The organism is Pseudalkalibacillus salsuginis (assembly GCF_021646685.1).
GTDB classification, from domain to species: domain Bacteria; phylum Bacillota; class Bacilli; order Bacillales; family Fictibacillaceae; genus Pseudalkalibacillus; species Pseudalkalibacillus salsuginis.
The window spans coordinates 473725-500210 of record NZ_JAKJHW010000001.1 but is presented as its reverse complement, the minus strand read 5'-3'; the positions used below and the strand labels follow the sequence as shown (position 1 = coordinate 500210).

General features: G+C 42.5%; 24 protein-coding genes, 1 other RNA gene and 1 other annotated feature (1 of these 26 running past the window's edge). Of the genes, 22 read left to right on the top strand and 3 right to left on the bottom strand.

Annotated features, from left to right (window positions below):
• Nucleotides 1-31: a binding site (T-box leader), on the top strand; it begins 210 nt to the left of the window's first position.
• A 257-nt stretch (nt 32-288) separates the two neighbouring features.
• From hisS to L1611_RS02580, 4 genes are all read left to right on the top strand, one after another.
• Nucleotides 289-1575, top strand: coding sequence for a histidine--tRNA ligase (hisS, locus tag L1611_RS02595; protein ID WP_236311497.1), 1287 nt, complete (start codon nt 289-291; stop codon nt 1573-1575).
• Nucleotides 1572-3356 (top strand): aspartate--tRNA ligase, encoded by a 1785-nt coding sequence (gene aspS / locus L1611_RS02590; protein ID WP_236311496.1) that lies wholly within the window; start codon nt 1572-1574, stop codon nt 3354-3356. Before hisS ends, aspS begins: the two co-directional genes overlap by 4 nt.
• Before the next feature lie 206 nt (nt 3357-3562).
• Nucleotides 3563-3742, top strand: a non-coding RNA gene (gene ssrS, locus L1611_RS02585) — 6S RNA.
• 131 nt (nt 3743-3873) lie between these two features.
• Entirely contained in the window at nt 3874-4641 is a 768-nt protein-coding gene (locus L1611_RS02580; RefSeq protein ID WP_236311494.1) for a tRNA threonylcarbamoyladenosine dehydratase, read from the top strand.
• A gap of 311 nt (nt 4642-4952) precedes the next feature.
• On the opposite strand, the gene L1611_RS20760 is transcribed toward L1611_RS02580, so the two are convergent.
• Nucleotides 4953-5714 (bottom strand): RsfA family transcriptional regulator, encoded by a 762-nt coding sequence (locus L1611_RS20760; RefSeq protein WP_322972503.1) that lies wholly within the window; start codon nt 5712-5714, stop codon nt 4953-4955.
• Nucleotides 5715-5829: 115 nt separating this feature from the next.
• Nucleotides 5830-7158, bottom strand: a complete 1329-nt coding sequence (locus L1611_RS02570; RefSeq protein ID WP_236311491.1) for an AAA family ATPase — start codon at nt 7156-7158, stop codon at nt 5830-5832.
• A 234-nt stretch (nt 7159-7392) separates the two neighbouring features.
• On the opposite strand from L1611_RS02570, the gene cymR reads away from it, so the two are divergent.
• The 17 genes from cymR (at nt 7393) to L1611_RS02485 (ending at nt 25130) form a co-directional block, all read left to right on the top strand.
• Nucleotides 7393-7815: a cysteine metabolism transcriptional regulator CymR gene (gene cymR / locus L1611_RS02565; RefSeq protein ID WP_236311490.1), complete on the top strand. Its 423-nt coding sequence runs from the start codon at nt 7393-7395 to the stop codon at nt 7813-7815.
• Between the two features lie 108 nt (nt 7816-7923).
• Nucleotides 7924-9066, top strand: coding sequence for a cysteine desulfurase family protein (locus tag L1611_RS02560; RefSeq protein ID WP_236311489.1), 1143 nt, complete (start codon nt 7924-7926; stop codon nt 9064-9066).
• A 21-nt stretch (nt 9067-9087) separates the two neighbouring features.
• On the top strand, nt 9088-10200 hold the full coding sequence (mnmA, locus tag L1611_RS02555; RefSeq protein ID WP_236311487.1) for a tRNA 2-thiouridine(34) synthase MnmA: 1113 nt from the start codon (nt 9088-9090) through the stop codon (nt 10198-10200).
• A gap of 398 nt (nt 10201-10598) precedes the next feature.
• Complete coding sequence (locus L1611_RS02550) at nt 10599-11276, top strand: tetratricopeptide repeat protein (protein ID WP_236311486.1); 678 nt, start codon at nt 10599-10601, stop codon at nt 11274-11276.
• A 12-nt stretch (nt 11277-11288) separates the two neighbouring features.
• Complete coding sequence (gene recD2, locus L1611_RS02545; RefSeq protein WP_236311484.1) at nt 11289-13592, top strand: SF1B family DNA helicase RecD2; 2304 nt, start codon at nt 11289-11291, stop codon at nt 13590-13592.
• A 64-nt stretch (nt 13593-13656) separates the two neighbouring features.
• Nucleotides 13657-13845 (top strand): hypothetical protein, encoded by a 189-nt coding sequence (locus tag L1611_RS02540; protein ID WP_225064065.1) that lies wholly within the window; start codon nt 13657-13659, stop codon nt 13843-13845.
• A 22-nt stretch (nt 13846-13867) separates the two neighbouring features.
• A complete protein-coding gene (locus L1611_RS02535) occupies nt 13868-14020 on the top strand; it encodes a hypothetical protein (protein ID WP_236311482.1) in 153 nt (50 codons plus the stop codon).
• 414 nt (nt 14021-14434) lie between these two features.
• A complete protein-coding gene (locus tag L1611_RS02530) occupies nt 14435-15514 on the top strand; it encodes an AI-2E family transporter (RefSeq protein ID WP_236311480.1) in 1080 nt (359 codons plus the stop codon).
• 316 nt (nt 15515-15830) lie between these two features.
• Entirely contained in the window at nt 15831-18467 is a 2637-nt protein-coding gene (gene alaS, locus L1611_RS02525) for an alanine--tRNA ligase (protein WP_236312018.1), read from the top strand.
• Nucleotides 18468-18541: 74 nt separating this feature from the next.
• Nucleotides 18542-18814, top strand: a complete 273-nt coding sequence (locus L1611_RS02520; RefSeq protein ID WP_225064063.1) for an IreB family regulatory phosphoprotein — start codon at nt 18542-18544, stop codon at nt 18812-18814.
• Nucleotides 18815-18823: 9 nt separating this feature from the next.
• Nucleotides 18824-19243 (top strand): Holliday junction resolvase RuvX, encoded by a 420-nt coding sequence (gene ruvX / locus L1611_RS02515; RefSeq protein ID WP_236311478.1) that lies wholly within the window; start codon nt 18824-18826, stop codon nt 19241-19243.
• Nucleotides 19244-19260: 17 nt separating this feature from the next.
• Nucleotides 19261-19548: a DUF1292 domain-containing protein gene (locus L1611_RS02510; RefSeq protein ID WP_236311477.1), complete on the top strand. Its 288-nt coding sequence runs from the start codon at nt 19261-19263 to the stop codon at nt 19546-19548.
• A gap of 477 nt (nt 19549-20025) precedes the next feature.
• On the top strand, nt 20026-21165 hold the full coding sequence (gene mltG / locus L1611_RS02505) for an endolytic transglycosylase MltG (RefSeq protein ID WP_236311476.1): 1140 nt from the start codon (nt 20026-20028) through the stop codon (nt 21163-21165).
• Between the two features lie 83 nt (nt 21166-21248).
• Entirely contained in the window at nt 21249-21902 is a 654-nt protein-coding gene (locus L1611_RS02500; RefSeq protein WP_236311475.1) for an O-methyltransferase, read from the top strand.
• Nucleotides 21903-21920: 18 nt separating this feature from the next.
• Nucleotides 21921-22562: a uridine kinase gene (gene udk, locus L1611_RS02495; protein WP_236311474.1), complete on the top strand. Its 642-nt coding sequence runs from the start codon at nt 21921-21923 to the stop codon at nt 22560-22562.
• 154 nt (nt 22563-22716) lie between these two features.
• A complete protein-coding gene (greA, locus tag L1611_RS02490; protein WP_236311473.1) occupies nt 22717-23193 on the top strand; it encodes a transcription elongation factor GreA in 477 nt (158 codons plus the stop codon).
• A 170-nt stretch (nt 23194-23363) separates the two neighbouring features.
• On the top strand, nt 23364-25130 hold the full coding sequence (locus L1611_RS02485) for a peptidoglycan D,D-transpeptidase FtsI family protein (RefSeq protein ID WP_236311472.1): 1767 nt from the start codon (nt 23364-23366) through the stop codon (nt 25128-25130).
• Nucleotides 25131-25141: 11 nt separating this feature from the next.
• On the opposite strand, the gene L1611_RS02480 is transcribed toward L1611_RS02485, so the two are convergent.
• Nucleotides 25142-25378: a KTSC domain-containing protein gene (locus tag L1611_RS02480; RefSeq protein ID WP_236311471.1), complete on the bottom strand. Its 237-nt coding sequence runs from the start codon at nt 25376-25378 to the stop codon at nt 25142-25144.
• Between the two features lie 190 nt (nt 25379-25568).
• Here L1611_RS02480 and L1611_RS02475 point away from each other — a divergent pair, with 190 nt between their 5' ends.
• Nucleotides 25569-26258, top strand: coding sequence for a YrrS family protein (locus tag L1611_RS02475; protein WP_236311470.1), 690 nt, complete (start codon nt 25569-25571; stop codon nt 26256-26258).
• Nucleotides 26259-26486: the final 228 nt, after the last annotated feature.

Genomic DNA, 26486 nt, shown 5'->3' with positions numbered 1-26486 from the left:
GGTACCACGGGTAAATACTCTCGTCCCTTCTAATTTATTTATTAGGGGCGGGAGTATTTTTAGTTTTAGGCTTTGTTACACTTGAAGAAAGTATAAAATACTTTCTTCAGTATAAGTGCAACTATGACTCAGCCTACACCTATGGCTTGGCTTTGCCAAGTTTTCTTTATCCTTTAAGGCTGTTTTTATTTGTCGCGAACTTCGCTTAATATAGAAGCAAATTACATTTAACTAATGAATCACAACCAATCATTTATCGTTTTCAAAAAAGTTGAGGAGTGAAATGGGATGAGTTTTCAAATTCCTAGAGGAACCCAGGATATTTTACCAGGGGAAGTCGAGAAATGGCAGTTGATCGAAGAAAAGGCGAAGGAGCTTTGCCGTAAATATAATTACCATGAAATTCGCACACCTATTTTCGAGTATACGGAGTTGTTCCAACGTGGTGTCGGGGATACGACTGATATTGTACAGAAGGAGATGTATACGTTCAAGGATCGGGGAGAACGTAGCTTGACATTGCGGCCAGAAGGTACCGCTTCCGTGGTCCGTTCTTTTGTACAAAACAAACTATTCGGCGAAGCCCAGCAACCGACGAAACTTTATTATATCGGCCCGATGTTCCGTTATGAGCGGCCACAGAAAGGACGCACAAGACAATTTGTACAGTTTGGAATCGAAGCGCTGGGAAGTAATGATCCAGCGATTGACGCCGAAGTCATGGCACTTGCGATGGAGCTTTATCAGGAGCTTGGTTTGAAACATCTGAAGCTGATCATCAATTCACTTGGTGATAACGAAAGTCGTACAGCTCACAGGAGAGCGCTGGTTGATCACTTCAAACCTGTATTGGATGAACTTTGTGAAGACTGTCAGAATCGGATCAATACGAATCCACTCAGAATCCTGGATTGTAAAAAAGATCGAAATCATCCGAAAATGCAGTCAGCACCTTCGATCCTCGATTATTTGAATGAGTCATCCCGGTTATATTTTGAAAATGTAAAAACTTATCTGGACGAACTAGGTGTTCCGTATGAAGTGGACCCGACATTGGTAAGAGGCCTGGATTACTATAATCACACTGCTTTCGAAATCATGAGCGAAGCACCAGGATTCGGGGCAATCACCACATTGAGCGGTGGAGGCCGTTACAATGGTTTAGTTGAAGAGATCGGCGGTCCTGAAACACCAGGCATCGGTTTTGCAATGAGCCTAGAACGTTTTCTAGTCGCACTAGAAGCTGAACAAATTGAATTGCCTGTTCAAAAAGGAATTGACTGCTACCTTGTTTCAATAGGTGAAAAGCCGAAGAAACGGAGTATGTCGATCCTGAATGAACTCCGTAGTGCCGGATTGACGGCTGACAAGGATTTCTTAGATAAAAAGATGAAGGCGCAGTTTAAAGCAGCAGATCGCTTGAACGCTAAATATGTTCTTATTTTGGGTGAGGATGAACTCGACAACGGAATCATCAATGTAAAAGATATGGCCACAGGTGAACAAGTGGAAGTACAACTCACAGATGCTAAAGACTATATATTGAAACAACTTGAGGGAGGATCACAATCATGATTGGAAGAACGCATCATTGCGGGAAACTAACAGAACAAGAAATCGGAGTGGAAGTACAATTGAAAGGGTGGGTTCAAAAACGAAGAGACTTAGGCGGGCTCATCTTCATCGATCTTCGTGATCGTTCCGGTATTGTACAGGTCGTGTTCAATCCCGAAACCTCCAAGGAAGCAGCAGACCTTGCAGAGCGTGTCCGTAGCGAATATGTCCTTGATGTCGTAGGGACAGTGGTCGGACGTGATGAATCGACGATCAATGAAAATATCGAGACGGGTAGAATTGAAATCCGAGCAGAAAAAGTAGAGATTCTCAATGCTGCCAAGACCCCGCCTTTTGTTATTTCAGATAAGGAAGAAATAACGGAAGATGTCCGGTTGCGATATCGTTATTTGGATCTTCGTCGTCCGTTCATGCAAGAGACACTCAAGACCAGAAGTAAAGTGACGAAACTGATTAGAGACTTCCTTGACGGATATGAATTCCTTGAGATAGAAACACCGATGCTTACGAAGAGTACACCGGAAGGAGCGCGTGACTATCTTGTGCCAAGCCGTGTGAACCCAGGTCATTTTTATGCGTTGCCACAATCCCCACAAATTTTCAAGCAATTATTGATGGTGTCCGGCATTGAACGCTATTACCAAATTGTCCGTTGTTTCCGGGATGAAGATCTTCGTGCAGATCGCCAACCGGAATTTACCCAGGTCGATATCGAAACTTCTTTCATGGATAAAGAAGACCTTTTCAAGATGACCGAAGAAATGATACGCAAAATCATGCAGGAGACGAAAGGAATTACCCTTGAAACTCCGATACCACGCATGACATATGAAGAAGCGATAGGTCGATATGGTTCTGATAAACCGGACACACGTTTTGGAATGGAACTGGTGAACGTTTCATCCCTGGTGGAAGGATCAGACTTCAAAGTATTTGTCTCTACTGTTGAAAACGGTGGATTTGTAAAAGGAATCAATGTAAGTGGCCATGCAGACCAATTCTCAAGAAAAGATATCGATCAATTGACCGACTTCGTAAAAGTATATGGTGCAAAAGGACTTGCATGGTTGAAGGTCGAAGAGGAAGGCCTAAAAGGTCCGATCGCCAAATTCTTTGATGAAGGATTGCAAAAAGAATTGATCAGGGCATTCAATGCAAAACCTGGAGACTTGCTGCTGTTTGTTGCCGATCAGCCAAAGGTGGTTGCAGAAAGCCTGGGGGCTTTACGCTTGAAGCTAGGAAAAGAATTGGATTTGATCGATAAAGAAAAATTCAATTTCTTGTGGGTTGTAGACTTCCCACTCTTGGAATTCGATGAAGATGCAAATCGTTATGTGGCAGCACACCATCCATTTACCATGCCGAAAGTGGAAGACGTCCATTTACTTGAAGAAGATCCAGTGAGGGTTCGGGCACAAGCATATGACCTTGTTTTGAACGGTTATGAATTAGGCGGCGGCTCACAGCGTATCTACCAAAAAGAAGTTCAAGAACGCATGTTCAAAGCGCTAGGGTTTTCGTTAGAGCAAGCTTATAAAGAGTTTGGATTCCTGTTAGAAGCATTCGAATATGGGACCCCTCCACATGGTGGAATCGCGCTTGGGCTTGACCGCCTCGTCATGTTGATTGCTGGCCGTAGCAATCTCCGGGATACGATCGCTTTTCCGAAGACAGCAAGCGCAAGCGATTTGTTAACCAATGCGCCAAGCAAAGTCAGTGACCAACAACTCTCTGACCTTCATCTTAAAGTAAAAGAAAAGACAGCAAGTGACAAATCATGAGTCCATGGTCACCTTCCTTTTGGAGGGTGGCTTTTTTATGGATTACCTTTAAACGGTTATATGATCATGGTCCTGGGAAACATAGGATTTGAAGGCATTGGACACTTTAGTGGACTACTTAGTAAAGAAGTTTGATTTTTTAGAAAACATTGATAAATGGATTGAAAGCGGTAAATTTCTATGCTATCCTATAACTACAATATCAAAGAGTCCTGGGGTGTACGTTTCTGCCGAACGTTTGAGCCAACACTTTATAAATGGGAGTCTGAGTTTATGATTTTGCGTGCAAGCCTTCGGTGAAAGGACGCATAAGGATTGTAACAGGACACCCACCTTTTCAGGCAGGTTCAACACAGAAGGATTTCGACGGCACATATGGGACTCTTGTAAGTTCAATCACTGAAGCAATCAGGTATAACTGGTTGCTTTTTAATTTGCCTTGGGGTATTGCAATCAAGTTCGGCTTTCGTATATGCTATTATGGACATTTGTTTGGAGTACTGGAGGAATATACAACATGTTACATCAGTTTTCACGTAATGAATTAGCAATAGGTAAAGAAGGGTTGGATGTACTTAGAGGTTCAACTGTTGCAGTATTGGGCGTTGGAGGCGTAGGGTCCTTTTCAGCAGAAGCGCTGGCTCGGTCAGGTGTCGGGCGGCTGATTCTGGTCGATAAGGATGACGTCGATATCACAAACGTCAACAGACAGCTTCATGCTTTATTATCAACCGTCGGCCATCCTAAGGTTGATCTGATGAAGGATAGAATCGCAGACATCAATCCTGACTGTAACGTAGAAGCTCTCAAAATGTTCTATACAGAAGAAACTTACGAGCAGTTTTTCAGTTATCCGCTTGATTTCGTAATCGATGCTTCAGATACAATCTCTTATAAAATCCATTTGATGAAGGAGTGCTTAAGAAGGGAGATTCCGATCATCTCAAGTATGGGTGTTGCGAACAAGATGGATCCGACACGCCTGCGAATCGAAGATATATCGAAAACAAGCTACGATCCGATCGCTAAAGTCATTCGTACAAGGTTACGGAAGGAAGGCGTCCATAAAGGGATCGACGTTGTTTTTTCTGATGAAAAACCCGTCCAAATCCGCGAAGAAATACGTAAAAGCATCGTTCCTGATGAAAATGCAAAAATCCGTAAAGCGAAAATGCCGCCGTCGTCAAACGCTTTCGTCCCATCGATTTCTGGATTGATGATGGCGGGACATGCGATCAATAGGATTCTGGTCAAGAACCACATTGAAGTAGAACGGATCAGATGAAAATATTTGAAATGTAGAAAGTGTGAACCGAAAAAGGAGCGCACTTTTTTTCTGGGTGTTTTCTAAAGGTTTGTTGCTAATTGAATGATGCCAAGGAGATGGAAACTGGAAATATGCCACCTTCGGGAAAGCAGGCTAAATGAGACCACACAAGCGAGTAAGGTCTCTGTTGTCCACTAAATATGAAATGGAAAAAGGGACTGCCCCATAAGTATCAGACATTTACGGTATCGAATAACATGATGGAAAACCGTGGTCTGGTGTCTGGCACTATTGTTATGGGCAGCCCCTTTTGCTGTGTCTATCGGTTCTTACTTTGCTACTTTTTCCAAATTACCGTTTTTATCCATTTTGAACTTGGATGCAGAAATTTCTTCCTGATCTTGAAGCAGGACCATACGCCTTGCACGATCCATGATTTGGAGGAGTGCTTGATAGTCTTCTTTCAATGATGCGAAGCTATCTTTCAATTCCTTCAATTCTGCTTCATACTCTTTATTTTGATTTTTCAGCATTTCACATTCTTGTTCTAGGCGTTCATTTCTTTCCTTTACCGATTGAGAACCAGTATTGTCACTCTTCAATTGATTCAAGAAGTGAATAACGGTATCAAGATCGATTGATTGTGGTTCAGCCTGCTGCTTGATTACAGGTTCTTGCGGTCTTGAAGCCGGTACCGGTGTCGGTGAAGTTTCAGGTTTTTCTTCGGCTGTATAATTTTTATGCTTACGTTCAGAAAGAGGATGATAGTTTTCAAAATCCATAGGCTCATCAAAGCGAGTTTGATAAGTCGTGGTATTGTCCGTCTGTTTCGGTTTTTGTGAATTGCTCGTAGCTGCGGCCCGTTTACGTTCCTTGCGTTGACGACGAGCGATTTTCAGTGCTTGTTCATACTTTTTTCGAACGATCGCATTCCATCTGAAACCGACTGCGGCAGATGTCCGATCCAATTTGTCACCAACTTCTTCAAAAGCTTGAAGCTGTGTGCTTCCTTCACGAACATGCCTTAACACCGTCTCAGCTAATAATAGATCGTCTTCTTCTGACCATGCATCTTGTCTTTGATTCGACATGAAAAATTCTCTCCTTTTTATCCCAGAAGGTTTTTAGCCTTATGTTGGACAAAAAAGAGAGAAACTATACAAGATTACTATATTATTTTTTGTAAAAGATTGATTGATAGGTTATTCAGCTGTATTCATCCCGGCTTTTATAATAATCAAGCCTTCTGGTGACTGTCTTTTCATACCCGCGTTCACTCGGATGATAGAACGATTTATGTTTGAGATGGTCGGGAAGATATTGTTGCGGCACATAACCATCTTTATAGTCATGAGGATATTTATACCCCACTCCCGAACCTAATTCCTTCGCCCCACTGTAGTGGGCATCTCTCAAGTGTGTCGGAACTTGCCCGGCTTTTTCATTTTTCACCGTATTCAATGCTCGGTCTATTCCTGTAATCACTGCATTGCTTTTAGGCGCAGTTGCGATATAGAGAGCTGCTTCTGCAAGTGGGATACGGGCTTCTGGCATACCGATGAAATCGACTGCCTGGGCTGCAGCTTGAGCGATGAGCAAAGCATTCGGATCTGCTAGACCAACATCTTCGGCCGCATGTACATAAAGTCTTCGAGCGATGAACTTCGGATCTTCACCGGCATAGATCATTTTTGCGAGCCAGTAGAGTGTGGCGTCAGGATCCGACCCCCGGATGCTTTTGATGAAGGCTGAAACCGTATCATAATGGTTGTCCCCTTGTTTATCGTATTGCAGGACACGCTGTTGAATCGATTCTTCTGCAATCTCCAAAGTAATGTGGATATTTCCTTCTGAATCAGGAGGAGTCGTCAGAACAGCTAGTTCCAGTGCATTCAATGCTGTACGTGCATCTCCGCCGGCTACATCAACCAGATGGTCAAGCGCTTTTTCCTCGGCGTTGATCGAATGGTTGCCGAACCCTCTGTCAGGAACCTTGATCGCTGTTTCCACTACTTTTTTCGTATGCTCTTCTGTCAGCGGCTCGAAACGGAACAATCTTGATCGCGATAATAGGGCCCTATTGATTTCGAACATCGGACTTTCTGTCGTGGCACCAATCAGGATGATCGTTCCATCCTCTACATATGGTAGAAGGGCATCCTGTTGGCTTTTATTAAAACGATGGATTTCATCTATGAACAATAAGGTTTTTTGGTCTTCCATCTTCAACCGTTCCCTTGCCTGGGTCGTAATGGTACGGATATCTCCTACACCAGAGGTGACCGCGTTGATTTGTTCAAAGTGGGCTGCTGTCGTATTCGCTATGATCTTTGAAAGAGTTGTTTTCCCAGTACCAGGGGGCCCGAAAAAGATCATTGCTGATAACTGATCAGCTTCAATTGCCCGCCGGAGCAGTTTGCCTTTTCCGACAATGTGTTCCTGTCCGATGAACTCATCCAGATTTCTTGGCCTCATCCGATCAGCAAGAGGTTTCCCATTTGGTCCATCTTCCATAGACACATCGAATAGATCCATATTTCCACGTCCTTTCAGGGACTATCTCTTCGAATCCGTTGTATCAATTCAACTGAACGATACTATACGACTCGATTCAATGCAAGAAGAACCTTATTCGTGCTATAATGTCATAGGTAAAAAATTCAGATACGATAATCGGAGAAACAAACACCAAATCATGGAATTATAGGATACGATAGAGGTATAACTGACCTTTTGGGTGTAGTAGAGTTGTCAATCGAGGAGGAAATTATGAAAATTTCAACTAAGGGACGTTACGGATTGACCATCATGATGGCATTGGCAAAAAAACATGGTGAAGGGCCAATCTCCCTCAAATCAATTGCAAAAGACCACGGATTATCCGAGCACTATCTTGAACAGTTGGTAGGTCCGCTCCGTAATGCAGGGTTAGTGAAAAGTGTACGAGGGGCATACGGCGGGTATACTTTAGCCCGGGATCCGGAAAATATAACAGCAGGAGATATCATCCGTGTACTCGAAGGCCCGATCACACCTGTTGAAATCCTGGATGACGAAGAACCAGCAAAAAGGGACCTTTGGATCAAAATCCGCGATGCGGTGAAAGGAGTCCTTGACAGCACCACTCTTGAGGAGTTGGCTTCTTATAGTGGCGGGGAGGATGATCAGGAGTCTTACATGTTCTACATTTAATGTGAGTTCAAAAGCGAACAATTGATAAACGTCGTCAATTGACGACCGTGGTTTAAAATAATCGTAAATGTTCCGGAGAATGTGAACATTACAATACAGGTGATTTTTATGAGTGCGATTTATTTGGATCATGCTGCAACCTCTCCTACGCGTGAGGAAGTTGTTGAGGCGATGGTTCCATACTTTACAACACAATACGGAAACCCTTCGAGCATCCATCAATTCGGCCGTAATACAAGACAAGCATTGGATGAAGCAAGAAGGGTGATCGCTTCGAGCATCAATGCCAATTTCAAGGAAATCATTTTTACGAGCGGTGGAACTGAATCCGATAATATGGCGATTATTGGAACAGCGCTTGCGCTACAGGAGAAAGGGAAACATATTATCACGTCGAAGGTTGAACATCATGCTGTTTTACATGCTGTTCAATATTTAGAAGAGAACGGGTTCGAAGTGTCGTACCTTTCTGCCGATGAGGAGGGGAGAATTGATCCTCAACAAGTTGAAGATGCGATCCGTGACGATACGATCCTGGTAACCATCATGTATGGAAATAACGAAGTGGGTACCCTTCAACCAATTGAAGAGATTGGAAAGATTACGAGTGAAAAAAAAGTACTTTTCCATACGGATGCGGTACAAGCATATGGAAGTGTCAGCATTGATGTGAAGCATTTAGGGATTGATCTATTATCGGTATCTGCTCATAAAATCAATGGCCCTAAAGGGAATGGGTTCTTATATGTACGTGAAGGTCTATGGCTAGAACCGAGAGCATTCGGGGGCGAGCAGGAACGTAAAAGAAGAGCGGGCACAGAAAATGTCCCGGGCATCATGGGCATGAAAAAAGCGGTCGAGTTAATTCAGGAAGAGAAGATCGGCCGTCATGAACAGCTTCTGAATATGAAAAAAAGGATGCTTGAAATTTTTGACGGAGAAGGTATTGAGTATATATTGAACGGATCAATCAATCTTTCGCTTCCGCATGTACTGAATGTGAGTTTTCCAGGTACGAATGTGGAAGCTATGCTTGTGAACCTGGACTTGGCTGGAATTGCAGCATCAAGCGGCTCTGCTTGCACTGCGGGTTCGATCGAACCTTCCCATGTACTGGCAGCGATGTTTGATGATCATGAGCGCATGACTTCAGCAATCCGATTCAGCTTTGGTCATGGCAATACGATGGAAGAAATCGAACAAGCAGCCAAAGAGACGGTCCGGATTGTCAATCGATTGACATCAATGTGATTTGATTTGGAGGTGAGATAAATGGAAAAAAGACCCGAAGATATACGTGTTGTCGTTGGAATGTCAGGAGGGGTCGACTCTTCAGTAGCGGCATTGCTTTTAAAGGAACAAGGGTATGATGTGATCGGGATTTTTATGAAAAACTGGGATGATACCGATGAAAATGGTGTATGTACGGCTACCGAGGATTATGAAGATGTCATCCGTGTCTGTAATCAACTAGACATTCCCTACTATGCTGTGAATTTTGAAAAGCAATATTGGGATAAAGTGTTCTCTTATTTCCTTGAAGAATATAAAGCAGGGCGTACGCCAAACCCTGATGTCATGTGTAACAAAGAAATCAAGTTCAAGGCTTTCCTCGATCATGCGATGAGCCTTGGAGCGGATTATGTTGCCACAGGCCATTATGCGAGGATCGGGGAACGCAACGGAGAAAAAGTCATGCTCCGCGGTGTGGATGACAACAAAGATCAGACGTATTTCTTGAATCAACTCAGCCAGGATCAAATTTCAAGAGTCATGTTCCCGATCGGTGAATACAAAAAGCCGGAAATCAGGGAAATGGCTGAAAAAGCGAACCTGGCGACCGCAAATAAAAAGGATAGCACAGGAATCTGCTTTATCGGAGAACGGAACTTCAAAGAGTTCCTCAGTCAATATCTTCCGGCACAACCTGGTGAGATGCAGACGCTATCCGGTAAGGTGAAAGGAAAGCATGACGGCCTCATGTATTATACGATCGGTCAACGCCACGGACTTGGCATTGGCGGCGACGGTGATCCTTGGTTCGTTGTCGGAAAAAGTCTTGAGAAGAATGTCTTATTTGTGGAACAAGGATTCCACAATGAACTCCTCTATTCGGATAAGCTTAATGCAACAAAGGTTAGCTGGATGACTGGTGAAGAGATGCCGGAAGAGATAAAGTGCACGGCGAAGTTCAGATACCGTCAGCCGGATCGTGCTGTGACTGTCCGAAAGACTGAAGACGGGACATATGATGTGATCTTTGATGAATCACAACGCGCGATCACTCCTGGCCAATCCGTCGTCTTTTATGATGGGGACGTATGCCTTGGCGGAGGGACGATCGATAAAGTCTACAAAAAAGAAGAAGAGATTTCTTATTTGTAAAATGAGCATGGACAGGAGTGGACCTTTTCAAATGGAAGTTTGACAAGGTCCTTTCCATTTGGATTTCGACATATTGATTCATTGGTTGCAATTCCCGACCGATTCGTGCAATTACAGGATCATTGATTCAATTCGTTTTGACTTGGCGTAATCCAATCTTCAAGCCGCACAATTATTTTTATATTCGTGCAATCATTCTTTGAAATCGTGCAATTATTTTTATTTCCGTGCAAATGCATTTCAAAATCGTGCAAATTGCCGTTCAGACACCTGAAAAGATAGGCTTCAATAAAGAAAAAAGCGCATATTTCCGCTTTTGAGCATAAAAAATCGGTTATGAACCTGGAATGAGCTGATTTGATTCAAACCTTTCACAGTAGATTAAAAGGAGGCTTACGATGGCTGAAAACAATAAACTCGGAATTCAATTGATGAAAGAAGGAAAATACGAAGAAGCAGCGAAGGCTTTCCATAGTGCTCTTGAAGAACAGCCGGACGATCCGGTCATTTATGTGAACTTCGGAAACTTGCTGGAGCTGGTAGGCGAGTATGAAAAAGCGATTGGCTTTTTCGATAAGGCCATCTCTCTGGATGAATCAATGGCTGCTGCCTATTATGGGGCAGGTGTCGTTTTTTATAAGCTTGAGCAGTATGATGATGCACTTGACCTTTTTCAGGAGGCGGTCAAGAAAGGCCTATCCGATGGAGATTCACACTTTATGCTAGGGATGAGTTTCTCACAATTAGGGGACATCAAGCGTGCACTTCCGCATTTCCAATTAGCGGCAGAAAAAAACGACCAGGACGCTGAAGCATGGTTTCAATATGGAATGACGCTAGGAAAGCTGAATCTGTTCGAGCAAGCCATTACAGCATTAGAGAATGTCATCAAGCTCGATACAACCCATTCAGACGCTTACTATAATCTTGGTGTAGCCTATTTGTACAAAGAAAATCTCCATAAAGCAAAAGGGATGTTCAACAAAGCGATTGAATGCCAAAACGATCATTTGCTTGCACATAATGGGATCAAGAAAATCAATGAGATACAAGAGTCCACTGAAACCAAAAAGTAGCGGGGCGAAATAATGGAGTTACAAGGCCATTTTGATTTAAAAACAGATGAAAAACGATATGTGAAAGGTTCTATTCTTCATATCATCTATCAAAATAATGATACTTTTTATTCGGTATTAAAAGTATCAACAAAGGAATCCAATTTAGACAGGATAGAAAAAGAAATGATCATGGTAGGCACATTTCCTGTATTGATGGAAGAAGAGACGTATATCTTCTGGGGGGATGTGAAAGACCATCCAAAATACGGGAGACAGTTTGTCGTGGAATTTTATAGGAAAAATCTGCCTCGGACTGAGGATGGCATGGTTCAATACCTTTCCAGTGATCTGTTCCATGGAATTGGGAAAAAGACGGCGGAAAAGGTTATCCGTACCCTTGGTGAAGATGCTTTTTCAAAAATCATCGAGGATCCTGAAGTATTGAATAAAGTCAAGGATTTATCGGAAGAGCGAGCAAGGACTATTCATGAAACGTTGATGGAACACCAAGGTCTTGAACAGCTGTTAAGTACATTGCATCGATACGGAATCGGTCCAGCCATTGCAATGAAAATCTACCAGTCGTATAAAGAAGAAGCCATTTCAGTCATCCAGTCGAATCCATATCAACTGATTTATGATATAGACGGAATCGGTTTCCGAAGGGCAGATGAACTAGGGAATGCTTTAGGGATCGAGAAAACATCATCAGAGCGTGTTCAAGCCGGTCTTCTCTATAACCTAAAAGAACTTTGTAACCAGCACGGACATACATACATAGAGGTTGAAGAACTGATAGAAGAAACAAAAAAGTTGCTCTTTAATAATCCGCGGGACATTGAAATGGATTTTTACAGTGAGATTGTTTCTTTACACAGTGACGGGAAAGTGATCATCAAGGATGAAAACGCTTATCTCCCTCCTCTTTATTTTGCAGAGTATGGCTTGATCCAAAAGCTTGAACGGTTATTGAAACAAGACGAATATGACCGTATAGAACTGTCGGACTTTTACAATGCACTTGGTGTGCTTGAAGAAAACCAGGGAATCGAGTATGCAGAAGCTCAGAAGGATGCGATTTATAAGGCGCTCATTTCCCCAATGATGATTTTGACAGGGGGACCGGGTACTGGAAAAACGACAGTCATTAAAGGCATCATTGAAACATACGCCGAAATTCATGGCCTTTCATTGGATATACAGCAGTACAAAGATGACGAATTTCCCTTCCTGCTTGTCGCGCCGACCGGGCGTGCAGCCAAACGGATGAGTGAATCAACCGGACTTCCGGCAGTAACGATCCATCGCTTACTTGGTTGGAAAGGTGGAAGTGGATTTGAACATCATGAAGAAAATCCGATTGCCGGGCGGCTTTTGATAATCGATGAAATGTCCATGGTTGATGTCCGTCTAGCGTATCGTTTGTTTGATGCTTTACCTGATGAGATCCAGGTGATCATAGTAGGCGATGAAGACCAGCTTCCCTCGGTGAGTCCAGGACAGGTCTTGAAGGATTTCATCAATTCAAAAGTCATACCGACCGTCAGGCTTGATGAAATTTATCGGCAAGCAAAAGGATCTACCATTGTACAGTTGGCTCACGAAATGAAAAAAGGTACTCTGCCAGAGGATCTCAGAGACCCCCAATACGACCGCCGTTTTTTCCCGTGTTCTCATGATCAAGTTACAAAAGCGGTCCTCCAAGTTTGTAAAAGCGCTATGACAAAAGGATACACAGCAAAGGATGTCCAAGTTTTAGCGCCGATGTACAGAGGGCGTGCTGGAATAGATGAACTTAACAAAGAATTACAGGCCATGTTCAATCCTCCCCATGAACAAAAAAAAGAAATCGAGTATTTTCAATCGGTTTACCGTGTAGGCGATAAAGTTCTCCAGCTTGTCAATGTACCAGAAGAGCAGATTTTCAATGGGGATATCGGAGAAATCGTCTCGATCATCTATTCAAAAGAAACGGCTGATAAAGAAGATCAGATCGTCATCTCTTTTGAAGGTATTGAAGTGACGTTCAAAAAGACGGACCTCATCCAGATCACCCATGCCTATTGCTGTTCTATCCATAAATCGCAAGGGAGCGAATTCCCGATCGTCGTATTGCCGATTGTAAAAGCGTATTATCGGATGCTGCGGCGAAATTTGATTTACACTGCAGTGACGAGAAGCAAAGAATATTTGATCCTTTGTGGTGAAATGGATGCGTTGGAAAGAGCAGTACAACAAAATGACTCAGGGAATCGAAACTCACATCTCAGCAAAAAAATAAGAGAAACAGTTGAAACCTCTCTCATCAACGGGTCTAAAAGCAGTAGCGTATAAAATAAAAGAAAGCGGGACATCCTATTCATAGCACTTTTTGATTTATTCAAGAGGAGGAACGAACATGAGATGTCCCAACTGCCAGTGCAAAGACTTAGGCAAAATCGGGGTTGATCAATATTATTGTTGGGGATGTTTCATCGAACTGACGGCTGTTGATGGCAAGCTGGCTCTCAATCAAGTCGAGGAAGACGGCAGTTTGACTTCTTTAGATGATCTGTTCGATGATGACGACCTAAGTATTTCGATGTAACTTCAAACTGGGATGGTGTTAAATGGTGAATCGTACAATCATGACTATAGCAACGACTTGTGCCGGCGCCTATCTTATCAAATCATTATACGGAAAAGACATGAGAAGAAATCGTTTATTTTCAGGTAGGAAAATGAAACGGTTTCGCAAAAGAATTGCTAAAGTGATTTCTTGATAAGGACTTGCGTTCAATTGAATGTCAGGTCTTTTTACTTTAACTTTGTTATTCTTCAATGTTGATTTCTTCCCAATTCACCCTGAAAAACGGAAGCAACCCGTCTGTCACGTAGGTCACTGGAAGACTGACGCAGAGGCTCGAACCAAACAAAGTTCGGTTCTGCGTGGGCTCACACATAAGATGCAAAAAATGTGTCACTGCCGCAAAAAGCTTGAAGTGACCCAAGTGAATAAGTTGCTGAGCGGTACATCCTTCTCTGCATCCAAAACTGCGTAATCTCTCTGGCCACTTACCCAAAGGAGCGTCGTGAACTTTAGCTTTTGCCATGTTTTCTTCATGGAGGTGAATAGGGTGTTCATTTAAGCGTACGTTAAAGGTACGAGAATATTGAGAAGAGATCCGGTGGCGCTTATGAAGAAACTTTTTACAATTGAAGCACTGGTAAGGCTTGGGATGGTCTTATTGGCTTTATTATGTGCCTTTGTCCTTATGAAACTGAAACCTTTTTGGGATCCAATCCTAGATATACTCCTTGTAGTATTCCTGCCTTTTTTCGTTGCACTCTTCATCACGTATCTCTTACATCCTATTGTTGAGTGGATTCATAGAAGGGGGATTCCACGATCAATTGCCATTTTGATCATTTATCTTACCTTTTTTGGCGGTATAGGATTTCTGCTTTTTAAAAGTATCCCTTATCTGATTGCCCAACTGAAGGATCTGAGTGACCAATTGCCTTATTTATCAGAAACCTATCGCACCTGGGTCATGGAATTTTACGAACATACCGACAATCTCCCGGAAGCTGTTCATATCGAGTTTGAAAAGACGTTGAACTCGGTAGAGAAGTACTTGAAAGGATTGATTGCTGGTGTGCTCGGAACGATTAAGGGATTCTGGCGTAATCTGTTCGCCTGGGTCGTCATTCCGTTCCTCGTTTTTTATATGCTTAAAGATTTCAAAGGGATTAGCAGGGCAATGTGGAACATAACGCCGAAAAAGTGGCAGGAACCGGGAAAGAAGATCATTGATGATGTTGATGTGTCGTTGGGGAACTACATACGTGGCCAATTGACAGTAGCTTGTATATTGGCTGTACTCGCAATCGCCTCGTTCTGGATAGTGGGGATCCCTTACCCGATCATTCTTGGTATCATTATTGGTGTCACGGATTTCATTCCTTATTTCGGGCCAATCTTAGGAGCCGTGCCTGTTACCTTGATTGCTGCTACGATTTCAGTCAATAAACTATTGATCGTCATAGGAATCATCATCATCCTTCAATTCATTGAAGGAAATATCCTTGGACCGTTGATCGTCGGTAAAACATTGCACATCCATCCGATCGGAATCATTTTTGCCCTCTTGATCGGTGGGGAAATCGGAGGGATTGTCGGGTTATTGCTTGCTGTTCCGTTGTTTGCAGTTGGAAAAGTCATCTTCCACCATGCAAGAGAACATTTTAGAAATGTTGACAATGCTGAAAATTAAAGTCTATAATTAACGACAGCAGAACATGTATATGTAAAGTGATGATGGAATGAGTAAGTCAAAGCCCTTCCTTGTAGAGAAGAACCTCCCAGGCTGAAAGAGGTTCTGGAATGAAGATTGACTGAACGCTGATCCGGAATGCAGGTAAACCCTGCCGGCGCACACCGTTAATGTGTCGAGGTGATGAATGCACATTTGTATTCATAACCAGGGTGGTACCGCGTGATAACTCTCGTCCCTGTTTTGAGGATGAGAGTTTTTTGTTTGCCTAAAAAAGCTGATTCGATTTCAAAACGAAAATAGGAGGGAATCAATGATGAAAACACTGACTTCAGCTGATGTAAGACAAATGTATTTGGATTTCTTTAAAGAAAAAGGTCATAGGGTCGAACCAAGTGCATCCCTTGTCCCACATGAAGACCCTTCATTACTATGGATCAACAGCGGGGTTGCAACATTGAAGAAATACTTTGATGGCCGTGTGGTTCCAGAAAACCCACGTATCGTCAATGCACAGAAATCCATACGTACAAATGATATCGAGAATGTAGGGAAAACGGCCCGACACCATACATTCTTCGAAATGCTTGGAAACTTTTCCATCGGGGATTACTTCAAAAAAGAAGCGATCCATTGGGCTTGGGAATTCTTGACTGACGAAAGATGGCTCGGAATCGACCCTGAAAAACTTGCAGTAACGATCCACCCAGAAGATGATGAAGCACATGACATCTGGCATAACGAAATCGGCCTTCCGAAGGAAAAGATCATCCGTTTAGAGGAAAACTTCTGGGATATCGGTGAAGGACCGAGTGGACCGAATACAGAGATCTTTTATGACCGTGGTGAGAAATACGGAAATGATCCGAATGATCCTGAACTTTTCCCAGGTGGTGAAAACGAACGTCACCTAGAAATCTGGAACCTTGTATTTTCCCAATATAATCATAATCCTGATGGAAGCTATACACCGTTGCCTAAGAAAAACATCGATACCGGAATGGGGCTTGAACGGGTCATTTGTGCACTGCAGGATGCGCCAACGAACTATGAAACAGACTTGTTCATACCAATGATTGAAGCAACGGAAAGAATTTCAGGGATTGAATACGGGAAAGATCCCGAGCATGATACTGCCTTCAAAGTGATTGCTGACCATATCCGAACAGTCACATTTGCAGTAGCAGACGGGGCATTACCTTCAAACGAAGGACGGGGCTATGTATTACGACGTCTCATCCGGAGAGCGATCCGATTCGCTAAACAATTGAACATCAGCAAACCGTTCATGTTTGAACTTGTTCCAGTCGTAGCTGAGGTCATGAAAGATTTCTATCCGAACGTCCTAGAAAATTCAGATTTCATCCAAAAAGTGGTCAAGAATGAGGAAGAACGGTTCCATGAAACCATCAACGAAGGCTTGGCGATTTTATCCGAAATGATAAAAAATGCAAAAGAGATCGGAAAAAATGAACTTTCAGGATCAGACGCTTTCAAATTATATGATACGTATGGATTTCCTTTCGAATTAACGGAAGAATATGTGGAAGAGGAGGGCTTGAAAGTCAGTCGCGAACAATTTGAGACCGAAATGGAAGCCCAGCGGGAGCGGGCGCGTTCGGCTCGGCAAGACACAGGATCCATGCAAGTCCAGAGCGGGGTTCTAAGTGATATCAAAACAGCGAGTGAATTCATCGGTTATGATCATCTTCATGGTTCCTCCAAGGTAAGTGTGATTGTAAAAGGAAGCGATGAAGTCAGTAGAGCAGAAGCTGGTGAAGAAGTTCTCGTTATTCTTGATCATACACCGTTTTATGCAGAGAGCGGGGGGCAGATTGCTGATAAGGGAACACTGCAAAATGACAAAGTGCAAGCTGTCGTTAAAGATGTCCAAAAAGCACCAAACGGGCAAAACCTCCATACGGTCTATATAGAAAAAGGCGAATTGAAAGTGGAGGATACGGTTGAAGCAACTGTCAATGAAATCAGCCGTGCCGGTATCATAAAAAACCATACTGCAACTCATCTGCTGCATCAGGCTCTTAAAGATGTCCTAGGTAAACATGTCAATCAAGCTGGTTCGCTAGTGACTCCGAGTCGTTTGCGGTTTGACTTCTCACACTTCAATCAGATCAGTCCAGAGGAATTGGAAAAGATCGAATCAATCGTCAATGAAAAAATCTGGAGTACGATTCCTGTAGAAAAAATGGTCAAGCCGATTGAAGAAGCGAAGGCGATGGGGGCAATGGCACTTTTCGGTGAAAAATACGGAAGTGAAGTACGTGTCGTAAAAGTTGGTGATTACAGTCTTGAACTTTGTGGTGGCTGCCACGTTGCAAATACGGCAGAAATCGGGTTGTTCAAAATTATAGCCGAATCAGGTATCGGTGCTGGAACACGCAGAATCGAAGCCGTCACAAGTGAAGGGGCATACCGTCATCTGACAGGACATGTACAAATCTTGAAGGATGCAGCAGAAGCTTTAAAAGCTAATTTGAATGATGTACCAGCAAAAGTCGGGGCAATGCAATCCCAAATTAAGGATTTGCAAAGAGAAAATGAATCACTGAAAGGGAAACTTGCGAATATTGAAGCTGGTTCGCTGATGGATCATGCTGAAGAAATCAATGGTGTAAAAGTATTGGCTAGAAAAGTTTCTGCAAGTGATATGAACAATTTACGTTCGATTGTCGATGATTTGAAAAGCAAAATCGGAAGTGGTGTGGTTGTCCTTGGCTCTGCTCATAATGAAAAAGTGAATATTGTTGCAGGAGTTACGGATAATTTAACGAAAGAAGGCTATCATGCAGGTAAAATTGTAAAAGAAGTAGCCACCCGTTGCGGAGGTGGCGGAGGCGGACGGCCAGACATGGCTCAAGCTGGTGGGAAACAACCTGAAAAGCTGGATGACGCATTAAATTATGTTTACGAATTGGTCAAATCCATTTCCTAAACCTGTATGTATAATGTACAATGAAGGTAGAAAATCAGGGGTTTCCCAATCAAACGCTAAAGAGAGGTGTCAAGATGAGCTCATTTGACAAGACGGTAAAGTTCAATTTTCAAGACGACTCGATGGATGCCAACGTCAAGCATGTTTTGTTGTCAGTATACGACTCATTGCAAGAAAAAGGATACAATCCGATCAACCAGATCGTAGGGTACCTTTTATCAGGCGATCCAGCTTATATTCCTCGCCATAATGATGCTAGAAGCAAAATCCGAAAAATTGAACGGGATGAATTGATTGAGGAACTCGTAAAATCCTATTTGGCACAACACCAGGAAAGTGAGCGATAATCACTGCTTATGCGAAAACTAGGATTAGACGTCGGTACAAAAACGATCGGCATTGCATTAAGTGATGCATTTGGATGGACGGCACAAGGAATCGAGACATACCGGCGTAAGGGAGACATCGACCAGGATTTGCAGTATGTGAAGGAACTTGCAGAGAAACATGAAGTCGACACAATCGTGGTAGGTCTACCGAAGAATATGAATGGTACAATAGGACCGAGTGGAGAAATGTGTCAAGAATTCGCCAGGCATGTTGAGGACACATTAAAAATATCCACAGTGCTGTGGGATGAACGATTGACCACAGCTGCGGCGGAACGGATGCTCATCGAAGCGGATGTCAGCCGTAAAAAGCGAAAAGGGGTCATTGATAAAATGGCAGCTGTGCTTATTTTACAGAGCTTTCTAGACAGCCCAGCAGCTAATTAAAAAAGAGGTGCTTAAAAATGCCAGAGGAAGAAAAAGAGCGTATTATTATCCCGGATGAAAATGGAGAAGAGCACTTATTTGAAGTTCTCTTTACATTTGATGTCGACGAAAAAGAACATTCCTATATGGTACTTGTTCCAGCGGAAACTGGCGAGGATGAGGAGGATGTTGAGGTTTTCGCATTCCGGTATGAGGATAAAGGCGAAAAAGATGACGATATCGAGCTATTTCCGATCGAATCCGATCAAGAATGGGATATGGTTGAAGAAATGTTGAACACTTTCCAAGAATCCGAAGAATTATAAACAGAACGATGTTTGGGCTGACCACAAAATGTGGTCAGTTTTTTATTTAAGGATAAGAAAGTTTAAAAATGTGGTTGCGGTGAAGTGATGTCTAGCTCCAACGCCCAACCACTTGGATCACTACAGTCCTCCTGCGGCGGCGCCAGCCTCCTCGTCGGACTTCCAGTGACCTTCGTGGTTGATCAGGGCGTTTGCGCTTTTCTAGTTGTCTAGCTCCAACGCCCAACCACTTGGATCACTACAGTCCTCCTGCGGCGGCGACAGCCTCCTCGTCGGACTTCCAGTGACCTTCGTGGTTGATCAGGGCGTTTGCGCTTTTCTTGTTCACTTGAAGAAATCAAAAAGGATTCCTTCAGGATAAGGGAGCATTTACGAAATCCTTAATTTGACAAAATCTAAAAAAATTGACGAATTTAAGCCGAAAAAGGACTAACTTATAGTATAATAGAAAAGATGTATTAGAGGGGGGATATTTAGGTGCTTCAACCAAATCTTGATCAAGAAACGATCGTGCGCCGTAATCAGGAGGCAAAGATTGTAAGACGTGTTGTCTTCATCGTGCTCACGCTTCTTGTTTTTTCGATCGTAGGCGTTGGGATCGGTGGCTATGTATATATTAAAGGTGCGTTGGAACCAGTCAATGCTACCAATGATAAGCCGGTAGAAGTAGAAATACCGATCGGGACTTCAACAGGGGGAATCGCAAAAAAATTAGAAGAGAGCGGTGTCATCAAAAGTGCCCTTGTATTCAAATATTATGTTAAATATAAAAATGAAGATGATTTTCAAGCCGGGAATTATGAATTGACCCAAGCTATGGAAATGAAAGATATCATCAATTCCTTGAAAGACGGGAAAGTATATAAGCAAGCTGAAATGGTTGTCCGAATTCCAGAAGGATTACGAATAAACGAAGTGGCAGAAAGAATTGCCGCACAAACGGATTACACAGAGGAAGAAGTACAAGAAAAAATGAAAGACAAGAAGTTCATAGAGTCATTAATGGCCAAATATCCAATCTTGGATGAAAAGATATTAGATGAAAAGGTAATTTGGCCGCTTGAGGGCTATCTTTTTCCTGCGACATATGATTTCTATGAAAAGAATCCTTCATTAGAATCCATCATTGAATCCATGGTCCAAAAAATGAGTAAAATCGTCATGTCCTACCAGGCTGATATACAAGACTCAGGTTATACTACCTATCAGATACTGACGCTGGCTTCCATCATTGAAGAAGAAGCCAAAGAAAAAGAAGACCGCTTTAAAGTGTCCGGGGTCTTCTATAACCGTCTGGCAGAGGGAATGCCCCTCCAGTCGGATGTGACGGTAACCTATGCGCAACAACAGTCTAAAATAACGGTGACGTATAAGGACACAGAAGTTGAGTCACCATACAATACGTATCATGAATCAGGGTTACCGATTGGACCGATTTCTGCACCTGGGGAATCAGCGATCAATGCAGCGGTGAATCCAGAGCCGAATCCGAACTATTATTTTTTTGCACGCCCGAATGGCGAAGTTCTTTATGCAAAAACATTGGACGAACATAATAAGATCAAAGAAAAGTATATCCAGGAGTGGCGTGACCTGGCAAATAAAGATAAAAAATGATACACGATTCAGGGGGAATGGGATTGACTCGCATTCCCTCTTTTCTTATGTTAAAATAGACCGGGTTAAGAGGAGGCTTCCACATGATTTCTGAAGAATTGAAACTCTATTTAGAGAGACTGATCCCTGGAAGGCAACACGAAATTCTACATATGGAGCAACAGGCACAGGAAGGGAACGTTCCAATCATGGATTTGATCGGGATGGAAGCTCTTTTGCAAGTCATGAGACTTCATAAACCAAAACGCATTTTAGAAATCGGTACTGCGATCGGTTATTCGGCGATCCGAATGGTACAAGCTGTTCCGGACAGCCATGTCATTACAGTTGAACGGGACCCAGAGCGGTTTAGCAAAGCCATCGACAATATAATTGAAATGGAATTACAGAGTTCCATACATGTGATTGAGGGGGATGCACTTGAAAAGGTATCCCAAATAGAAGAGGCGGGACCATATGATTTTATTTTTATAGATGCTGCAAAAGGACAATACAAACGTTTTTTCCAGGAGTTTGAGAGTATGCTCGTTCCAGGCGGGGTAATTGTAAGCGATAATGTATTGTTCAGAGGATTCGTCTCGAAAGGAAATGAGGAAATCGAGACGAGAAGGTTTCGGAAGCTGGCTGATAAAATTCGAGATTACAATGAATTCTTGATGGATCAAGATACCTTCCATACGACAATACTACCGGTTGGTGATGGAATGGCGATTAGTATTTTAAAAGATAAAGTATAAGAATGAAGGGGAAGAAGCATGGGTAAGAAACCAGTTGTAATAGGCGTTGCTGGAGGTTCAGGCTCTGGAAAGACGACTGTAGCAAAAGAGATTTTCAGACAGTTTGCTGATCAATCGATTTTAATCCTTGAACAGGATGCATACTATAAAGATCAATCCGATAAATCAATGGAAGAGAGGCTCGAAACGAATTACGATCATCCACTTGCATTCGATAATGATTTGCTGATCCAACATATCGAACTGCTCCAAAACAAACAGTCCATTGAAAAACCGGTTTATGACTATACAGCGCACACAAGAAGTGATAAAATAATTCCAATTGATCCAAAAGATGTTATTATATTAGAAGGTATACTTATTTTAGAGGACGAACGGTTGCGTGATTTGATGGATATTAAATTATACGTTGATACTGATGCAGACGTCCGTATCATCAGACGTCTACTTCGTGATATCAACGAACGGAGACGTACCATCGACTCTGTAATCGAGCAATATACAACGGTAGTTCGTCCGATGCATAATCAATTTATTGAACCGACAAAGCGTTATGCTGATATCATAATTCCTGAAGGTGGTCAAAACCGAGTAGCGATCGATCTGATGGTAACGAAAATCAAAACCATTTTGGAAACAAAAGAAATATTAAAACCATGACAGGGGATCAGTTCACCTCTGTTTTCAATATTTGGGGTGAAGATTTTCAACTCGTAATACACAATGTTTACGTTTACATTTTTTAATAATACGTCATTTGTTTGTATGCATATACTAGTCGGTAACGAGAAGGTTTTAGAGGAGTGAGCACATAATGGCAGAAGAAAAGAAACATTACATGACAGAAGAGGGCAAGCAGAAAATCGAAAATGAATTAGAATACTTAAAAACGGAAAAGCGTAAAGAGGTTGTCGAACGTATCAAAGTGGCGAGAGGTTTTGGAGATTTATCAGAGAACTCGGAGTACGATGCAGCTAAGGATGAGCAGGCTTTCGTTGAAGCGCGTATCCAACAGCTTGAAAAGATGGTCCGGAATGCCGAAATCATTGAAGAGCAAAATCAAAATCCTAACGTCGTCTCTATTGGCAAGTCAGTAAAATTCATCGAGTTACCTGATGGGGATGAAGAATCGTATACTATTGTCGGCAGTGCAGAAGCAGATCCATTCGAAGGTAAGATTTCTAATGATTCACCGATGGCTAAGAGCCTGTTAGGCCGTACAGTCGGCGATGAAGTAGCCGTACAAACGCCAGGCGGGGAAATGAACGTACGCATCGTAGAAGTAGGCTGATTAAAGGATTGACCCGTTTATCGAGTAGATGAACGGGTTTTTTAAAAGGACTTTTCAGCGATGAAGCTAACCGACGTTGTAAAAAAGTTTACCAACCCTGTGTCAACTCATAAAAAACTTTGTTTTAAAAAAAGCAGTTTCAGGTGAGAATGTTGATGAGGTGGATTCCCATGAACATTCCGAAAAGAATTTATCATTTCCTGATTGTACTCAGCCTGATGTTTGCTTTGCTGATCGGCAGGCTTGCTTTTATCCAATTGATTGATACACACTCTTTCTCAAAATACCAGGTAAACCTTGTTGAAGAAAGTGTGAAGCAACGGATCCACTCAATCGCTCTAGACGATGGGAGAGGGAAAATGGAGGACCGTTACGGGAATCTTTTAGTTAAAGTACATGAGCCTTCCATTATCCTTTTTCCTTTTTTAAATGAGAATGAAAAAGCCCTTAAGGAGATCGGCCAGATTATCGGCCGGTCCACTTTTGAATTGAAAAGCCAGTTAGAGAACCGTAAAGATCCACTTGTTATAAAAAATAAAGATATAAATGGCGAAACAGTCGATGAAGTGAATGAATTGAGGATTCAGGGAGCTTTCGGCCAAATGCTCTCAACCAATGAGGGAAGCACGTTTGCGAGGCATTTTATCGGTTCTATTCGAGAAAGTCCTGAAACGATACGGAACAAGTACCCTGAACGTATCGAGAAAGGACTGATAAGCCAATCCACAAAGGTCGGTGTCAACGGGGTACAAGAAGCTTTCGATCCATTCTTGATATCAGAAGGGGAATCGAAGCTCATCTACCATGTTGAACAATCAGGCAAACCGCTTTTTGGGTTTGACGTAAAATATACCGCACCATCCAATCCTTTTTATCCGGTTTCTTTAAAAACGACATTGGATCCAGTCGCGCAACAAATTCTTGAAGATGCAATTGATGAATTCAGGATAAAGAAAGGCGGAGCTGTTTTGTTGGATGTGGCGTCCAGTGACGTTCTGGCCATGGTCAGCCGTCCATTACCTCCAAAACATAACCCGCTTGCTGATGGAACGGAGAATCAGATGCTCTCCTCCCATTTCCCAGGCTCTGTCTTTAAAATAGTGACGGCAGCAGCAGCGATTGAAGAGGAACATCTTGCAAACGATCCGGAACGAACCTTCAATTGCAGCCAAAACACGTATAATGACGGCGAAGGGCAACGTGATCTGGGCTATCTCTCTTTCGAAGAAAGTTTTTTTCAGAGTTGCAACAACACATTTGCAACGCTGCTTAATGAAATGATGGAACAAGATCTGGATATTATAGAAGAATATTCAGGGAAATTAGGAATGGCAGACTATGCTGGTTGGAAAGGCGATGTGTTCCATCTAGAGGACTTCACGCACTTTCCTGATGAGCACCGAACTAAAATATGGAATAACGAACAGGACAAGCATGTTCCCCGGGGAATTGCCCAAACCGCAATCGGACAATTGAATGTGAAGGTTTCTCCTCTTTCTGTTGCAAATATGATGGCGACTATAGCAAGAGGAGGCACAAAAAAACAAGTGCGCTCAGCCCATTCAGTTCTCTACAAGAACGGGACGACACTTGCCGATTTCGAGGAAAAAGAAATGGATGGTGAAACTTTATCTCGCTATACCATCAAAAAGCTTCAAATGTTATTAGAAGGAGTCGTTACAGATCCAAATGGCACAGGACACGTATCCTTTAACGAATTACCCTGGACTGTAGCAGGGAAATCCGGGACAGCTGAAAAAGGGAACAAGGATCTTAAGGTTTACAACAAGTGGTTTGCGGGTTATTTTCCGGCTGATGCTCCAAAATATGCGCTGGCCGTTGTTGACTTGGATGCAGCTGAAGGAGAAACTGCAACGAACAAGACATTTGCACAGATAGTCCAACAGCTGTATGAAAGACAACAACAACCAGACTGAGCAATTATATATTATGTTTTGGTTTGGACAACTTTAACATCATGGTTGGGGAGAACATGGTCCTGAAGATGCTGTTCTTTGTAAGGCGCAAGGATAAATTCAAAGAGCCTTTGTTCAGATACATCAAGTACTTCAAGTGTGGAACCATCATGTAAACAGACATGTAACGTTTGCGTATCTTTTTGATAGCCGATCGTATGAAACGTTTTAAGATTCCAATCTTCTGAATGAAAAGTTGTAAACTGCATACTTCACCCCTCCTTATTACATATATTGGTCATGATATGGCGAAAATCCTCTTTAACGACAAAATTAGTTTCAAAATTACAAATATTCACATTATTAAACGAACAAAATTTTTTTGTACGGTATGAAAATTAATCCTTCATCGAATCTATGTAGAGTGGTAGAATAATATTTAGAATTGGAGGGGAGACCATGAGAGATAATTTTTCCAGCTCAAGATATGCACGGACAAAAAAAAATAAAAAGCAAACGCTTATATTGAATATATTGATCGGTATCGTCTTCATCGGGATCCTTGCCGTCGGCGCGTCTATGCTAATTGGTGATGATGAATCTGCAACTGAACAATCAAATCAAGAAAATTCCGCTTCGGTATCAGATCCAAATGGACAACCTGACGACTCAAGCAATGATGAAAACACAGATAAACAAGCAACAGGGGATGAAGAGAGTAAGGAAAATGAAGATAAAACTGACAGCGAATCCCAGAAAGATGAACCTTCCGTAAAAGAAGAAGAGGATTCATCTGATTCAAGCAGCGAAGATCAGGAAGGCTATAAGACATATAAAGATGAAACGGCTGGACCAGATGGTGATTGGGAGCCTGTAGGTACTGAACAGGAAGGTGCACACCAATCCAGTTTTGAAAAAGGGACAACAGATTGGAAAGAAAAAGAAAAAGCACTTCAATATGCGACTGGTCTATCACCTGATGAAATTGAATACTGGTGGATTGGAAATGGCGGGTCGCCGACTACAGCAAAAGGCATTGTAAGTACGGCGGCAGAGAAAGACAATCCTTACGTCGTCATGTTGGAATGGGTGGAAGGTGAAGGCTGGAAACCGACTTCTGTCACGCGAGAACCTGGAGCAGCAAATTAGTGAAATATGAAAAGAAATGACCCAAAGGATAGTTGGTTCCTAAGGGTCATTTCCTTTTATAAGTATCCAGGCAAGCCCGGCGTGACCTGCAATTTAAAGATCTCCGACTAAAAACAACCATGTCCTGGGGTGGGACGTCGAAGCCAGCACATCCTGTGGAGGTGAGGGCTTGCGGATTGACCGAAAAAATATCAACAATGAACTTTAATAGAGTTTTATATTAAATAT